The 16,459-nt window shown below is 50.1% G+C and carries 12 protein-coding genes; 8 read left to right on the forward strand and 4 right to left on the reverse strand.

What is annotated here, in order from left to right; translation table 11 throughout:
* Window positions 1-23: 23 nt before the first annotated feature.
* Together rpoS and METLU_RS27170 are read left to right on the forward strand one after the other, a co-directional pair.
* Window positions 24-941: an RNA polymerase sigma factor RpoS gene (gene rpoS, locus METLU_RS24545; RefSeq protein ID WP_051299787.1), complete on the forward strand. Its 918-nt coding sequence runs from the start codon at window positions 24-26 to the stop codon at window positions 939-941.
* A 7-nt stretch (window positions 942-948) separates the two neighbouring features.
* Window positions 949-1,738 (forward strand): IS5 family transposase gene (locus tag METLU_RS27170; protein ID WP_155920432.1). Its coding sequence is split into 2 segments (ribosomal slippage): window positions 949-1,211 and window positions 1,210-1,738, totalling 792 coding nucleotides; the frame shifts between segments, so codons are not numbered across the junction.
* An 87-nt stretch (window positions 1,739-1,825) separates the two neighbouring features.
* Here METLU_RS27170 and METLU_RS0105355 read toward each other — a convergent pair.
* The 3 genes from METLU_RS0105355 to METLU_RS0105365 are packed head-to-tail and all read right to left on the reverse strand — an operon-like array spanning window position 1,826 to window position 3,679.
* The gene (locus tag METLU_RS0105355; RefSeq protein ID WP_027157331.1) at window positions 1,826-2,692 is read right to left on the reverse strand and encodes a carbon-nitrogen hydrolase family protein; all 867 of its coding nucleotides are present in this window, start codon (window positions 2,690-2,692) and stop codon (window positions 1,826-1,828) included.
* Window positions 2,682-3,281, reverse strand: coding sequence for a GNAT family N-acetyltransferase (locus tag METLU_RS0105360; RefSeq protein ID WP_027157332.1), 600 nt, complete (start codon window positions 3,279-3,281; stop codon window positions 2,682-2,684). Before METLU_RS0105360 ends, METLU_RS0105355 begins: the two co-directional genes overlap by 11 nt.
* A 23-nt stretch (window positions 3,282-3,304) precedes the next feature.
* Entirely contained in the window at window positions 3,305-3,679 is a 375-nt protein-coding gene (locus METLU_RS0105365; protein ID WP_027157333.1) for a VanZ family protein, read from the reverse strand.
* Window positions 3,680-3,700: 21 nt separating this feature from the next.
* On the opposite strand from METLU_RS0105365, the gene METLU_RS0105370 reads away from it, so the two are divergent.
* The gene (locus METLU_RS0105370; protein ID WP_027157334.1) at window positions 3,701-4,495 is read left to right on the forward strand and encodes a ferritin-like domain-containing protein; all 795 of its coding nucleotides are present in this window, start codon (window positions 3,701-3,703) and stop codon (window positions 4,493-4,495) included.
* 5 nt (window positions 4,496-4,500) lie between these two features.
* Complete coding sequence (locus tag METLU_RS0105375; protein ID WP_027157335.1) at window positions 4,501-5,676, forward strand: NnrS family protein; 1,176 nt, start codon at window positions 4,501-4,503, stop codon at window positions 5,674-5,676.
* A 45-nt stretch (window positions 5,677-5,721) separates the two neighbouring features.
* Here METLU_RS0105375 and ispG read toward each other — a convergent pair whose 3' ends face one another.
* Window positions 5,722-6,939, reverse strand: a complete 1,218-nt coding sequence (gene ispG / locus METLU_RS0105380; RefSeq protein WP_027157336.1) for a flavodoxin-dependent (E)-4-hydroxy-3-methylbut-2-enyl-diphosphate synthase — start codon at window positions 6,937-6,939, stop codon at window positions 5,722-5,724.
* An 84-nt stretch (window positions 6,940-7,023) separates the two neighbouring features.
* On the opposite strand from ispG, the gene METLU_RS0105385 reads away from it, so the two are divergent.
* The 4 genes from METLU_RS0105385 to dnaE all read left to right on the forward strand — a co-directional run bounded on the left by METLU_RS0105385 (window position 7,024) and on the right by dnaE (window position 16,458).
* Window positions 7,024-7,758 carry a metallophosphoesterase gene (locus METLU_RS0105385; protein WP_027157337.1) on the forward strand — a complete coding sequence of 245 codons (735 nt, stop codon included), beginning with the start codon at window positions 7,024-7,026 and terminating at the stop codon, window positions 7,756-7,758.
* Between the two features lie 87 nt (window positions 7,759-7,845).
* Window positions 7,846-8,118 carry a SemiSWEET transporter gene (locus METLU_RS0105390; protein WP_027157338.1) on the forward strand — a complete coding sequence of 91 codons (273 nt, stop codon included), beginning with the start codon at window positions 7,846-7,848 and terminating at the stop codon, window positions 8,116-8,118.
* 115 nt (window positions 8,119-8,233) lie between these two features.
* Complete coding sequence (gene hrpA, locus METLU_RS0105395) at window positions 8,234-12,124, forward strand: ATP-dependent RNA helicase HrpA (RefSeq protein WP_027157339.1); 3,891 nt, start codon at window positions 8,234-8,236, stop codon at window positions 12,122-12,124.
* A gap of 833 nt (window positions 12,125-12,957) precedes the next feature.
* The gene (gene dnaE / locus METLU_RS0105400) at window positions 12,958-16,458 is read left to right on the forward strand and encodes a DNA polymerase III subunit alpha (RefSeq protein ID WP_027157340.1); all 3,501 of its coding nucleotides are present in this window, start codon (window positions 12,958-12,960) and stop codon (window positions 16,456-16,458) included.
* Window position 16,459 lies beyond the last annotated feature (1 nt).

Raw genomic sequence — 16,459 nt, forward strand, 5'->3', positions numbered from 1 at the left:
TCGATTAGCCAAGAGGGGGGTGTATGCAGGAAGAAATGTGTGATGTATTGGACGACGATATTTGTGTAGCGTTTGAAGACGAACTTGATACAGATTCCGTGCTGAGCGAAGTAATGGAGGTTGATGAGGCAATTTCCATGGAGGCTCATAATGATAATAGCTTCGATGCAACGCGATTCTATTTGAATGAGTTGGGGAAATCGCAATTACTGACTGCGGATCAGGAAAAGTTTTATGGCAAAAAAGCATTGCGAGGCGATGAAAAAGCCCGCAATATCATGATCGAAAGCAATTTGCGCCTTGTAGTTAAAATTTCCCGCCGTTATCTGAACAGAGGGTTGCCGCTACTGGATTTGATAGAAGAGGGCAATCTGGGGTTGATTCGCGCCGTTGAAAAATTCGATCCTGACAAGGGATTCAGGTTTTCAACATATGCCACCTGGTGGATCAGACAGACGATTGAGCGGGCCATCATGAATCAAACCCGCACGATTCGATTGCCGATTCATATCGTTAAAGAAATGAACGTTTATCTCAAAGCTCAGCATCACTTGACCCAGTTAATGGACCGTGAGCCAAGTGCCGAGGATATTGCCGAATATCTAGATAAACCGGTCAGTGTAGTTAAAAAAATGCTCAAACTCAATGAGCGGGTCACGTCGGTGGATATACCCGGCGGCAAGGATTTTGACAAACCTTTGGTTGAGTCGATTTCGGATGCCGAAAGTATGTCGCCAACCGAAAAATTACAGGAAGACGGCATTAAGCAGAATATTGCCAATTGGGTATTTCAATTATCTGAAAAGCAGCGTGAAGTGATTTGTCGCCGATACGGGCTTTGTGGTTATGAAAACGCAACTCTTGAACAGGTTGCTCAAGAGTTGGGTGTAACCAGGGAACGTGTTAGAGCCTGTTCAATATCTGCTGAGTATGATAGATAATGAGGGCATGAGAAAAGTGTACCCCAGCGACATCAGTCGCGAACAATTTGAACCGATCAGAGCTCTGCTAGAAAATGCTCGCAAGAAAACCCGACCTCGTACAGTGGACTTGTATGAAGTGTTCTGTGCCATTCTGTACTTGCTGAAGAGCGGCTGCCAGTGGCGCATGCTGCCGAGCGACTTTCCGAAATGGCGCACGGTCCATCATTATTTTTCGTTATGGAGCGAGAAACCTGAAGGTGGAACCAGCCTGCTGGAGCAGGCATTAAAAAAATCAGGTTGGCGAGGCCCGTACCAGACAGGGGCGCAACGCCAGGACGAGTTTCTGCATCGTTGATGCACAGAGTGTCAAAAACACCGACTGCGCACGCAGCAAAGGTTATGATGCCGGCAAAAAGGTTTCAGGTATCAAGCGACATATTTTTGTCGACACGCAAGGGTTACCCCATGCAATTGCCATCACCACGGCGGACGTCAGTGATCGCCAAGGGGCGCTAAAAACCATTGAACAGAACTGGAAAGACTTAACTGAGGTCACTTCGCTGCTGGTCGATGGCGGCTATAGTGGCCAACCCTTCGCCGAAGCTGTTCAGAGTCTGCTTGGCGCTTCGGTGCAGGTGGCCAAACGCCATGAGCTTCATACCTTCGCTGTCATTCCGCAACGCTGGGTAGTAGAGCGTTCGTTTGCCTGGCTGGAGAAGTGCCGAAGATTATGGAAGAACACTGAGCGCTTGCTCAATACCAGCTTACAGTTCGTTAATCTGGCCTTCCTGGCGCTGTTGCTACGGAGATATTGAACAAGCTCTTAGACAAATTCAGATGGATTCATTAAAAAGATTGAAAGAAATCCTGGAGTTTAACGGTTATTCTTTCGAGGCGATTTTTTAATAATCGAATTTCTTTTGTAATGGCCAGTCCCGGTAATTAAAGACCTGTCCTTGTTGCCGGACTGCCTCGCAAGCGCTGAGGGAGATTTCAGCCATGACCCATTGGGCCTTGTTGAGTTCGCCGATTGCTAGAATGCCATTGTCAGGAAAGCCACGATCCACAGGGGTGTAAACAGCCGCCGCGCCGATATTGACGTCAACCGCTTCAGACCAGGACGCTTCGCCTACTGTTGGAGATTGAACAACATAGCACTGGTTTTCCAGAGCTCTTGCCTGACAGCCTATTTTGACCCGATGGTAGCCGGCGAGCGTATCTGTGCAACTGGGCACCAGGATCAGGTTGGCTCCGGCTTCAACCTGTTTTCGCGCAAGCATCGGAAATTCGCTGTCATAACAGACATTGATCGCGATTCTTCCGTATTCGGTATCGAAGCATTTCAATTCCTCGCCACTATTGATCAGCCATTGCTCGTTCTCAAAGCGGGTCATTATCAGCTTGTCCTGATAATCGAACCGGCCATCGGGCATAAACAGGAAAGCCCGGTTGCGATATGCGCCGGACCCTATTTCTACGGGAAACGTGCCGGACTGGATATAGCAGCCGTATTTTTGGGCCAATGTCCGAAACAGGCCGGTATAATCATCCAGCAGGGACTGCATGGATGCCAGTTGCTTGCTGAGCGATGAATAAATTTCCTTTGGAAATAGTGATGCCAGCTCCATGCTGCCGTACTCGGGAAAAAGCAGAATCTTCGCGTCCTGTTCGGCTGCTTCGCCGACCCAGCGCTCAATTTTGGTTTGATAATTCTGCCAGTTTTCCAGAAAACTGATGTCGTATTGGGCGGTAGCGATCTTAACCTTCATGTTTCAGCCAGAATGTCATCGGTTTAGGGGTTTCTTCAACATCGTCCAGATCTTTCCATCTGTAAGTCGTCGTTAATTCAGGATGTTTGAAATAGCCGCGTTTGTTCCAGAACTTATCGAGCGGCACATAATCGGCCGGGCGGCGAGGGTGATCAACAGGCCGTTCCACGCAGCAAAAGCAGATATGCTTAAAGCCGCCGAGCTCCCTCGCATGAGCCTCTCTTTCCTCAAAAAAACGCACGCCGATGCCGAGGCCGCGATAATTCTTGTTCAATACCGACTCGCTGCAATAGAAAACTTCATCCAGGCTGTAGCCATGTTCAATAAACGGTTTTTTAAGTTCATCCGTTTCATATTTCATCGGAATGGCAGTGGAGGCGCCGACTACTTTATCGCCGTCGAATGCGATGACGATAACGCTCTCCGGGCAATTGATATAAGTTTGAAGGTACTTTTCCTCATATTCATAAGTACCGTCATACAAATAAGGGAAATCATGAAACACTTCAATTCTTAAACGGGCCAGTTCCGGAATATAACGTTCCAGGGCTTTGCCGCTACATCTTTCAATGCGAATATTTTTGGACATGGGATGTAAATGTAGATAAAAAACTATAATTTTATCCGAACTTGTGACCGGATGCGTAGCTTATAAAACAAAAATATAGCCATGGCAGCGCCGGTGGTATCGGCGATCCAGTCAGCGACATCTGAAGTTCGTCCTTGGACAAAAGACTGATGCCATTCATCGTATACACCATATAAACTGCAAAAGGCAACGGCCAGTATAGGCAGTATAATAGGGTGATCGATCCAGTGCCTGAAGGTGCGCCATGCCAGCAGTGCCATAACGAAATAGACTCCGGCATGATGGAGTTTATCCTGATGGACAAACCATTGAGGGGCTGGCAGGGAAGGTTGATCTGAAAGCCAGTAAATAAGCAGGCAATAGGCTAATAGAAAAGTGAAATCCAAAATCTTATTCATTCTTTTAATGTCACCTTATTAATGAAAAATATATTCGAGTTTGCCGAAGCATGCTTGCATCGGACTGATATTGACGAAAAGTTAGCGCTTACGCATCAGGCTTGGCAGTTATTGCAAACGCGACGTTTAAGTTTCAATTCCGATCGGCCGGTATTGCCGATCCTTAATGTAAAGTTTCCTGAGCGACCGCAGTTATTGGCTCCGCGCCAAATGCCGCAACGGAAGCTGACCAATTCTGGGGGCGTCATTGCTTTTTTTCATGCTATTGCGCATGTTGAATTTGTCGCCGTTTATCTGGCCTGGGACATGCTTTACCGTTTCCGCGGCCTGCCCGATCAATTCTATCAGGATTGGCTGCGCGTTGCCGACGAAGAAGCTCAACATTTCGCATTGATTCGGGCTCATCTCCAAACCATGCAGACTGATTATGGTGATCTGCCGGCCCACAGCGGTTTATGGGAACATGCCACGGACACGGCTGATAATTTACTGGCCAGGCTGGCTATGGTGCCCCGTTGCATGGAGGCGCGCGGCCTGGATGTGACCCCGGCCATCATCGAAAAATTCAAAAAACTGGGCGACGACAAAAGTGTATCAATTCTGACGCGGATTTTAACCGATGAAGTCGGGCATGTGGAGTTGGGTTCCTATTGGTTTAAATTTGTCTGCCGTCAACAGGGCTTCGAATCTGAAGCTAAATATCGTGCATTGATCAGACAATACTACAAAGGCGGCAAACCAAAAGGTCCATTTAATCGAGAAATGCGTATAATTGCAGGTTTCTCGAATGCTGAACTGGACTGGCTGGAAAATTGATCAACATGAAATCACCTACTATTTTTGATTATCCTCTGTTTGCCTTGGGATTTAGGGCTTTTTTCGGATTGGCCGGTTTATCGGCGCTGATTCTGATCGTGCTCTGGAACGCTATTTTCAAGGGCGAGTTGGAATTGGGAAATTATTTTGCCAATACCTACTGGCATGCGCATGAAATGCTGCTCGGTTATTCCGTCGCCGTGATTGCCGGGTTTTTATTGACAGCGGTTAGAAACTGGACAAACCAGCCGACATCGACCGGCGATCAATTGGCCGGTTTGTGTCTGTTGTGGCTATATGGGCGCATCGTGCCGTTTTATGCAGGACTGCTCCCGGATGCTCTGATTGCATTGATTGATTTTTCCTTCCTGCCGGTTCTGGCTTACCAGGTCAGCAAACCGATCATGCAGGCCCGTAATTACAGAAATCTGATCTTTATCGGGCTTCTGCTTCTGCTGTCCTTGGGCAATGGCTTGATACATGCAGAGATTCTCGGTCTCCAGGAAAACAGCGCATGGCTGGGCATTCAGGTGGTCGTCGCGACTATCATTATCATGATTCTGGTCATTGCCGGCCGCGTTTTTCCCTTTTTCACGGAACGCGGCTTGCCGGGAACGCGGGCATTAAAAAATCCGGTCCTGGATGTCCTGTCGATTGTAACGGCGACGCTGGTATTCGGCTTGCAGTTCTATAATATTTCAGGTGTCGTCCTGGCATTGACAGCGGTGCTGGCGGTCGTCGTTAATATTGCTAGAGTATCGGGTTGGTATGTGCAGCGCATCTGGTATGTGCCGTTATTGTGGGTGCTCTATATCGGCTATGGCTGGATTATTCTGGGCTTCGCGCTGACGGCTTTTTCCGCTTACGGACTGGTAGCGCCGACTTTGGCCCTGCATGCTTTTACTGTCGGCGGCATCGGCGTATTAACGCTGGGCATGATGGCACGCGTATCGTTAGGCCATACCGGCAGAGCGCTTCGAGTTTCAAACGCCATGGCGATTGGATTTGTGCTGATCAATCTGGCAGCCTTGTTCAGGGTTTTATTACCGATAGCGTTGCCGGATTGGTACGGCATGCTCGTATACGTATCGACGCTATCCTGGTTGACGGCGTTTTCACTGTTTGTGTTTGTTTATGCGCCGATACTGACTACGGCCCGGATCGACGGTCAGGAAGGTTAGTTGAATGCACCGGCTGAATCCAGCGTTCAGCCGGTGAACTGCGGCTTATGCGCCGTAATGCGATTCGATATAACGCTGTACTATTTCCTGAAATTCCTCGGCAATCCGGTCGCCTTTCAGTGTGACCGTTTTTACACCGTCTTCATAGACAGGCGCTACCGGTGATTCGCCGGTACCGGGCAGGCTGATGCCGATATTGGCGTTTTTGCTTTCACCGGGACCATTGACCACGCAGCCCATTACAGCCACTTCCATGGTTTCAACGCCCGGGTATTGGCTGCGCCAGACCGGCATGCTGTCACGCAGATACGTTTGAATCTCCAGCGCCAGTTTCTGGAAATAGTCGCTGGTCGTACGGCCGCAACCGGGGCAGGAGATAACCATAGGCGTAAACGAGCGAAAGCCCATTGTTTGCAGAATTTCCTGGCCGACAATGACTTCCTGGGTTCTTGCCGAGCCGGGTTCGGGAGTCAGGGAAATGCGAATGGTATCACCGATACCCTGCTGCATCAGCACCGATAACGCGGCGGCCGAAGACACGATGCCTTTCGAACCCATGCCGGCTTCAGTCAGGCCCAGGTGCAGGGCGTAATCGCAACGTCTGGACAGTTCCTGATAAATGCTGATCAATTCCTGCACATTGCTGATTTTACAGGACAGCACGATTTTGTTTTTGGCCAGGCCGAGTTCTTCTGCCTTGGCCGCGCTTTCCAGAGCGGAGATAATAATCGCTTCACGGGTGATGGCCGGCAGTTCCTCAGGATTCGCCTTGCTTCTGTTTTCTTCCAGTAAACGAGTCAGCACCGATTGATCGAGACTGCCTCCGTTGACGCCGATACGGACCGGTTTGTCGTAGCGGCAGGCAAACTCGATCATTTGCTGGAATTGCGGGTCGCGGCTTTTTCCGCGGCCGACGTTGCCGGGATTGATGCGGTATTTGCTTAATGCTTCAGCGCAGTCCGGATATTTTTCCAGTAATTTATGTCCGTTGAAATGAAAGTCCCCAACAATCGGTGTATCGCAGCCCTTCTGATCTAACTGATTGCGGATATCAGCAACAGCTTTAGCCGCTTCTTCCGAATTAACCGTAATACGGACAAGTTCAGAACCTGCCGTGGCCAGTTCAATAATCTGATTGACGGTTGCGGAAACATCGGCCGTATCGGTATTGGTCATTGATTGAACCACGATAGGCGCGCCACCGCCGACTTTAACATTGCCGATTAATACTTGCTGAGTAATTTTTCTAGGGCTAATTGACATATAAAATCTTTATGGAAAAGGTTACGGTTATCTGAAAGAATAACCGCAATTATACCTTATACAGGATATTGAGCAGATTAAATCGTGAAGATTAATTATTTTTCTGATGTACATTTGGAATGCGGAGCATTGGAAGCGCCAGCTAATGATGCTGATATTATCATCGCCGCAGGTGATATCGGGATTCGTACACAAGGCCTTGAATGGCTGAAATCCTTGAACAAACCGGTTATTTACGTTGCGGGTAATCATGAGTTTTATGGCCAGGATCACCAGGAAACTCTACAGATGCTTAGGGAACAATGTAGAAGGACTAATGTGCAGTTTCTTGAGAACAGCGAGTTTTTATTTCAGGATGTGCGTTTTTTAGGCTGCACGATGTGGGCCGATCTGTTTGTCGAAGGTGAGGAAAAAGCAGACGCGTTAGGAAGGACACTAAATGATTTCAAGAAAATCAGACTTACAGGAAAACCATTCGGCAGTACTGATTTTACGCAATTGCACCAGATTTCAAAGGAATGGCTGGAGCGAGAATTAGCCCTGCCATTTCCCGGCAAGACCGTTGTAGTTACGCATCATGCGCCTTCCCAATGGAGTTGGGATGATCCACTGAATGACCTTAAAAAGTTAGCCTATTGCAATAACTTTGACTTAAAACCCCTGATGTATGAATACGAGATCGATGCATGGTTTCACGGTCACGTGCACAGTCCATCCGATTACCATATAGCCGGTGCCAGAATATTGTGCAACCCTCGTGGATATTCTGGCAAAAAAACAGTGCCGGGCTTTGATCTGAATAGAACCGTTGTTATTTAAACGGCTCTAACAACGCGTATTGAGCTTCATAGCTTGGTAGCTTCCGCATATTTACAACGAATTTTATATCAATAGAGAACGACACTGATGATAGCAATGCCTGAAATTATTGGCTATATAGCCGCAACACTGACAACGGCCTCATTTTTACCGCAGGCTATATTGACGATAAAAACCAGGGACACTGAATCGCTGTCTTTGAGCATGTACAGTATATTTACGCTGGGCGTACTGTGCTGGCTTGTCTACGGCGTTTATATCTCCGATACGGCCATCATATTTGCCAACGCGATAACGCTGGTACTGGCCGCTTCAATACTATCCTTCAAGATATACAATACGGTCTGCAAAAAAAGTTAGGTCTTTATTTCCCTTGCTAATGCTTGCGGCTGGCCTGAACCGCATTCTGTTCATTGATAAAATTCAAAATACGGCACATAACGTATAATAGCTTTATTTGCCTTGACTGTTCTGGATGTCGACTCTCGATCTGATTAAACAACTCACTTCCCGATTACCTCAATGCCTGGGCCAGGACCGGCACGGCTTCAAGCGGCAACTGGACCGGCTGCGCAGCGACTGTCAGAAAGGCAAAGATCCGGTCGAGCCACTCAATGCGCTGAGAAGCCGCATTGAAAGATCGATAGCTATGCGCAGCAAGCGTCTGGCCAGTATTCCTGCGATCAGTTTTCCCGATTTGCCGGTTACGGGCAAGAAAGATGATATCGCCGAGTTGATCAAAGCCAATCAGGTCGTAATCGTCTGCGGCGAGACGGGGTCTGGCAAGACCACACAGTTACCGAAGATTTGCCTTTCGATAGGACGTGGCGCATCCGGCTTTATCGGTCATACGCAACCCAGACGAATCGCCGCGCGCACCGTGGCCGACCGGATAGCCGAAGAGTTGGGCGAGACTATGGGTAAATCAGTCGGCTACAAAGTCCGCTTTAACGACAAGACCCATGCCGAGTCGTTGGTTAAACTCATGACCGACGGTATTTTGCTGGCCGAATCCCAAAACGATCCTTATTTGAGCCAATACGATACGATCATTATCGATGAGGCACACGAGCGCAGCTTGAACATTGACTTTTTGTTGGGCTACATGAAATGGCTGCTGCCCAAGCGCCCCGATTTGAAACTCGTCATTACCTCGGCCACGATCGATCCGCAACGATTCGCCAATCATTTTGATAGTGCGCCGATCATTGAAGTGTCGGGGCGTACTTATCCGGTAGAGATTCGGTATCGCCCGATAGAGCAACGGGATGAAGAAGACGAAACCAGCGACGATCTACAGCAGGCCATCCTCGATGCCGTCGATGAATTACAGCGCGATATCCGCGGCGATATCCTGATCTTCCTGAGCGGCGAGCGCGAAATCCGCGAGACGACCGATTCTTTGAAAAAGCATCATCCGACCCAGTATGAAATCCTGCCGCTGTATTCGAAGCTCAGCGTCAGCGAGCAGGAGCGCGTGTTCAAGCCCAAAGGCGGCAAGATACGCATCGTGCTGGCGACCAACGTCGCCGAAACGTCGCTGACCGTGCCGGGCATCCGTTGTGTTATCGATACCGGCCATGCGCGCATCAGTCGCTACAGCCATCGCAGCAAAATCCAGCGCCTGCCGATAGAAAAAATATCGCAGGCCAGCGCCAACCAGCGCGCGGGACGTTGCGGCCGCGTCGCCGAGGGCATCTGTATCCGGCTGTATTCGAAGGACGACTATCTGGCCCGGCCCGCATTTACCGAGCCGGAAATCATGCGCACGAACCTGTCATCGGTCATTCTGCAGATGACGTCGCTGAATTTGGGCGATATCGAGAAATTCCCGTTTGTCGAGCCGCCTGAAGATAAAATGATCCGTGACGGCAAGAATGCGCTGCATGAAGTCAATGCGCTCGACAAGCAGGGCAAACTGACCGATATCGGCAGGCAACTGGCCAAGTTCCCGACTGACCCGAAACTGGCGCGCATGCTGATTGCGGCCGAAAAACAGCATTGTTTGACCGAAGTGGCGATCATCGTGTCGGCCCTCAGTATTCAGGACCCGCGCGAGAAGCCGGCCGATAAAATGCACCAGGCCGATGCCAAACACGCAGCCTTCCGCAAGGAAGATTCGGATTTTCTAACGATCCTGAATATCTGGAATACGTTCGAAGAGCAGAAAAAGCAGCTGTCCAACAACAAATTGCGCAAATACTGCAGCGACAATTTCCTGTCCTATATCCGCATGCGCGAATGGTACGACATCCACGCGCAGATCATGCAGGTGGTCAAAGGCGAATTGAAAATGAAGCCGAATATGGTCGAGGCCAGCTATGAAGAAATCCATCGCGCGTTATTGCCAGGGCTGCTGTCGAATATCGGTTTTCGCCATGAGCAATACGAGTATCTGGGCGCTCGAGGACTCAAATTCTTCATTTTTCCCGGTTCCGGCCTGCATAAAGCCCGGCCGAAATGGATCATGGCGGCCGAACAGGTCGAAACCAGTAAGGTTTATGCGCGCAATGTCGCCAGGATCGAGCCGGAATGGATAGAGCAGTGCGCCGAGCATTTGATCAAGCGCAACTATTACGATCCGCACTGGGAAAAGAAGGCCGGGCGCAGCGCCGTCTATGAGCGCACCTTGCTGTTCGGCCTGACTTTGCAGGCCGGTCGCAAAGTGCCTTACGAGCGTGTCGATCCCAAGGCCGCGCGCGAGATCTTTATCCGCTCGGCGCTGGTCGACCAGGATTACCATACCAATGCACCGTTTTTTGTCGCCAACCAGAAGCTGCTTGAAGAGGTCGGCTATATCCAGCATAAGGGTCGTCGTGTCGATCTGATCGAGGATGAAGAGTGGCTGTATCAGTTCTACGACAAGAAACTGCCGGCCGATATCGTCAGCGGTATTGCGCTTGATCAATGGCGTAAAACCGCCGAACGGGAAAATCCCAAAATCCTGTTTCTGACCAAGGACGACCTGACCCGCGGGCACGATAATCAGGTCAACGAATGGGATTTTCCCGACAGTAAGAAGATAGGCAATCTGACGATCGTGCTGCAATACCGGTTTGAGCCGGGCCATGACGAAGACGGCGTCACGGCCATCATTCCCGTGCATCAGCTGAATCAGGTTTCGCAGGCGCCGTTCGACTGGCTGGTGCCGGGCATGCTGGAAGAAAAACTGGTCGCGTTGATCAAATCGCTGCCTAAAAACCTGAGAAAACATTTCGTGCCCGTGCCGGAAACCGTCAAGCAGTGTCTTGAAATCGAGCCCGATTTTAAAGGCTCGTTGTACGAATGGCTGAGTAACCGACTCAGAAAACTGACCGGCGAAGCCATACCACTCAATGCCTGGAATCCGGATGCGTTGCCGGATCACCTGAAAATGAATTTCAGGGTCATCGACGACGAGGGCAAGCTGCTTGATTACGGCCGCGACCTGAAAAAACTGCAAGGCAAATACACGCAGACGGCTGGCGAAAGCTTTGACCAGTTGGCTGCCGACGAATTGAATCATACCGGCTGCATACAATGGGCTTTCGACGATCTGCCCGATACCTGGCAATTCATGCAGAAGGGCCAGGCATTCGTCGGCTATCCGGCCATTGTCGATGAAGCCGACGCCGTCGGCGTACGCATTTTCGATACCGAGCAAAAAGCCGCGCGCCAGCATCAGGCTGGGCTCATGCGTTTGTTTCAGCTCTATCTGCGCAAGGAGTGCACGTACATCATCAAAAGCCTGCCCAAGTCGGCGGCCGCGGAATTGACCTATAACCAATTGCCCAAACATCCGATCATAGAAGCTGATGCCGCAGCGTCTTACAAGGACGATATGCTTTATTTGATCCTGTATGCGGTGTTTGTCGAAGGTAAAACGATACGCACGCAGCAGGCTTTCGAACAAAGTTTAAAGCAGCACAAGGGAGAACTGGTCGGGCTTGCCAATGAAACCGGCAAAATTGTGCTGGAGATCATGGAACTGTACGGGGCTATCAAAGCACAGCTAAAACGCTTCAATGCCAACGATCCGATGGTTCAGGACATCAATGAACAACTTAAGTTTATGGTCTATGCGGGCTTTATCCGCCATACGCCGTTCCAGCAGCTTAAAGCCATGCCGCGCTATCTTAAGGCGATCCTCTACCGCATCGATAAATTCGATAACAGTCTGCAAAAAATACAGGAAATAAACCGCTACTGGACACGCTACTGGAAAAACGTTGAGAAGCAGGCTAAAAAAGAGCCCATTATTCCCGAGCAGGATAATTACCGCTGGATGCTGGAGGAATTCCGGGTTTCGCTGTTTGCGCAGCAACTTAAAACGGCTTACCCGGTTTCGGCAAAACGCATGGAAAAAGCCTGGGATGAAAGAGGGTAATGCCGGACGATCATGAAAGGTTTTGACTCAACATCAGTTGCCCACAGGTTAAATCAATAACTTAGCGCGTATTTATCCGGCTTGAATCAGGCTTAAAGTTAGAAGTTAAGTTATTGATAATTAAAAAATAAATGTATTGATTCGTTTTTATACAATTTAACAAAACTGTAATAAAAACGGTAATTAAGCGATGAATAAAACAATTAATCCACAAAGTTATCCACAGGTTTTGTGAATAACCGCAAAAAAGCCTATCGGATGCCCGTCGATAGGCTTATATCAAAAAAAGCCGCATACCATTTCCCAATCTGAAGCACTATAAAAAGCTTAACAAGCCGTGGGTAAAGAGTAGCTTGATGATTATCAAAATGGTTTGGACTCAATATCAGTTGCCCACAGGTTAAATCAATGACTTAGCACACGCTCGTCTAGGCTCTAATATATGGGGAATTGGTCTGTAAGTTATTGATAACAATAAAATTACCGAATTGGTTCGTTTTTATACAATTTAACAAAACTGTAATAAAAACGGTAATTAAGCAGCAGATAAAACAATCAATCCACAGAGTTATCCACAGGTTTTGTGAATAACTTTTTAAAATGGCAATACGGATATTTTTATCCGAGGGCTGCTGAAACTGAAGCCCTGTCTAAAGCCGAAAGTGTATAATATCCGTCCATGAAAGACGCATACCGCCGGCTTTAAATCCGTTCTAAAAAATTATGCGCTTCGTGATAAAAATGTGTTTGGCTTTCAAGCTTTTTGTCTGTTTAGCGCCGCTTTACCGGGTTTGACACACGCCCCACTTACCTGATTCTGATAAAAAACACCTATGCAACCTGCGTTTGTTCATTTAAGGCTTCATACCGAATTTTCCCTGGTTGACGGCATCGTCAAAATCAAGCCGCTGGTCAAGCGTCTGGCTGAATTGAACATGCCGGCCGCCGCTGTGACCGAACACGCCAATCTGTTCTCGCTGGTCAAGTTTTATAAGGCAGCGCTGGGGCAGGGCATCAAACCGATCGCGGGTTCCGACGTACTGATATTCAACCCGGAAGAGCCTGCGACGCCTTTCCGTCTGACCTTGCTGGTCAACAATCACATCGGTTACATCACGCTGACCGAACTCATTTCCAAGGCCTATCAGGAAGGGCAGCATCAGGGCGTGCCGATGCTGAGACAGGAATGGATTGAAGCCAATCATGCCGGTTTGATTGCCTTGTCGGGCGCGATGAGCGGGGATATCGGCAAGGCCTTACTGGCGGAAAACAATGATCTGGCCAAACGATTGGCCGAGCAATGGGGTGCGCTGTTCGATCAGAGCTTTTATCTGGAATTGCAGCGCGTCGGCAAGCCCGATGAGGAGCGTTACATCGCAGCGGCTGTTGAGTTGGCTCTGGCTACCGATCTGCCGGTCGTGGCGACCAATGACGTCAGGTTTATACACCAGCAGGATTTCGATGCGCACGAAGTCCGGGTCTGCATCAACCAGGGGCGCGTGCTCGATGATGCCCGACGGCCTAAAGATTATACTGATCAGCAATATCTGCGCAGCAGCGAGGAAATGCAGGAACTGTTTGCGGATATTCCCGAAGCGCTGGAAAACACGGTCGAAATCGCCAAGCGCTGCAATTTGAAGCTGACGCTGGGCGAGAATTTTCTGCCCGATTTTCCGGTGCCGGCCGGCGTGTCGCTGGGCGATCATCTGATCGATTCGGCCAGAAAGGGTTTGGAAGAGCGTCTGGTGCAATACCCGGCCGTCGGCAAGGGCACCGATCAGGAAAATCGCCAGGCCTATTATGACCGTCTGGAGGTTGAGCTCAATGTGATCGTTCAGATGGGCTTCCCCGGTTATTTCATGATCGTTGCCGACTTCATCCAGTGGGCAAAAAACAATCAGATTCCGGTCGGTCCGGGTCGTGGATCGGGTGCCGGCTCTTTGGTGGCGTACGCGCTTAAAATTACCGACCTGGACCCTATCGAATTCGATCTGCTGTTCGAGCGCTTCTTGAATCCTGAACGTATTTCCATGCCCGACTTCGACGTCGACTTCTGCATGGACCGGCGCGACGAGGTGATCGATTACGTGGCGCGCCACTATGGCCGCGATCACGTCGCGCAGATCATCACCTACGGTTCGATGGCGGCCAAAGCGGTTATCCGTGATGTAGGGCGCGTGCTGGGTTTTTCTTATGGTTTTGTCGACCGGCTGGCCAAGCTGATCCCGTTCGAGATCGGCATGACGCTGGAGAAGGCGCTAAAAGACAGCCCCGACCTGAAACAACTTTACGATACCGAAGAAGAAGTCAGAACGCTGATCGACATGGCGCGCGCCCTGGAAGGAACATCCAGAAACGCGGGCAAGCATGCGGGCGGCGTGGTGATCTCGCCGACTAAACTGACCGATTTTACGCCGCTGTATTGCGAGCAGGGCGGCGGCAATCTGGTTACGCAGTTCGACAAGGATGACGTGGAAGCCGTCGGTCTGGTCAAATTCGACTTCCTGGGCTTGCGTACGCTGACGATTATCGACTGGGCGCTGCAGACGATTAACCAGAAAAAACAGCAGGCCGGCGAACCGTTGGTCGATATCACGACTATTCCCAGAGATGATCCGGCTTCCTATGAGTTGCTGAAAAACGCCCAGACGACGGCCGTGTTTCAGCTCGAATCCCGGGGCATGAAGGAACTGATCAAAAAGCTCAAGCCGGACTGTTTCGACGATATTATCGCGCTGGTGGCGCTTTTCCGGCCCGGACCTCTGGAATCGGGCATGGTGGACGATTACATCAACGTCAAACACGGAGCCAAGGCCGAATACGCGCATCCCTTGCTGATACCGATTCTGAAGCCGACCAACGGCGTTATCCTGTACCAGGAGCAGGTGATGCAGATTGCGAGGGAAATGGCGCAATATACGCTGGGCGGCGCCGATATGCTGCGGCGTGCGATGGGCAAAAAGAAGCCCGAAGAGATGGCCAAACAGCGTGAAGTGTTTACGCAGGGCGCCGTCGCCAATCAAATCGACGAAGGCATCGCGACCTATATCTTCGACCTGATGGAAAAATTCGCCGGTTACGGTTTCAACAAATCGCACTCGGCCGCCTACGCGCTGGTGGCGTATCAGACCGCCTGGCTGAAGGCGCATTACCCGGCTGCCTTCATGGCGGCCGTGTTGTCCTCGGATATGGATAATACCGACAAGGTCGTGGTGTTGATAGAAGAATGCCGGCAGATGAAGCTGACTATTTGTCCGCCGAATATCAACGTGTCCAATTTCCGTTTTACCGTCAACGACAAAGGACATATTGTCTATGGTATCGGCGCCATCAAGGGCGTAGGTCAGGCGGCCATTGATGACATGCTGAAGGAGCGGGATGAAAACGGCCCGTTTACCGGCTTGTATGATTTGTGCAAGCGCGTCGATTTAAGAAAAGTCAATCGGCGTGTGCTGGAGGCGCTGATCCGCGCCGGTGCGTTCGATGAATTTGACGATAACCGGGCCAGCCATCTGGCCGAGTTGCCCACGGTTTTAAGGGTGGCCGAGCAACACGGCAAAATGGCGCAAACAGGCCAGAATGACTTATTCGGCCTGATGGTCAATGCCGAGAATAATGTCGAGGATAATGAAGCTTATTCGACAGTCGTCGAGCCCTGGTCCGAACAGGATCGCTTGGCGGCGGAAAAATTAACACTAGGCCTGTTTCTGACCGGCCATCCTATCGATCAGTATGAGTCGGAATTGAAGGAGTTCACGCATGGGAAAATAGCCAGTCTGATCGCGAATGCCGACCGCTCTGGCCCTCAACGGGGCAGAGGCAAGATGGAAGCGCGCGTCGCCGGACTGGTCGTGGAAATCAGAACCCGTCAGACCAAGCAAGGGAAAATGATGGGGTTTGCCACGCTGGATGACAGATCCGGCCGGCTTGAAATCGCGGCTTTTAACGATATTTATGAAAAATACCGCGATATCTTTGCTCGCGATACGCTGCTGGTCGCCGAAGGCCCGCTAGCGGTAGACGATTATTTGGGCACGTTGCGCCTAACAGTAGAAAAACTCTACAGCATGGATCAGGCCAGGGACGCCTTCGCCCGGGGGATTCAGCTGACATGGCAGACGGAAGAAAATGATAATGTATTTATGCAGAAACTAGGTGTGGCGCTCAAACCCTTCAAGGGCGGCGGGTGTCCGGTGCTGATAAATTACCAATCGCGTTATGCGAAGGCAACCGTGCGTCTCGGCGATGAGTGGCGCGTACAGGCAACCGATGAATTGATTTTACGCCTGAAGCGTCTGCCGGGAGCCAGTGAGGTGGAAGTTAAATACAAGTAAG

The sequence above is a fragment of the Methylobacter luteus IMV-B-3098 genome (genome assembly GCF_000427625.1).
GTDB lineage: Bacteria > Pseudomonadota > Gammaproteobacteria > Methylococcales > Methylomonadaceae > Methylobacter > Methylobacter luteus.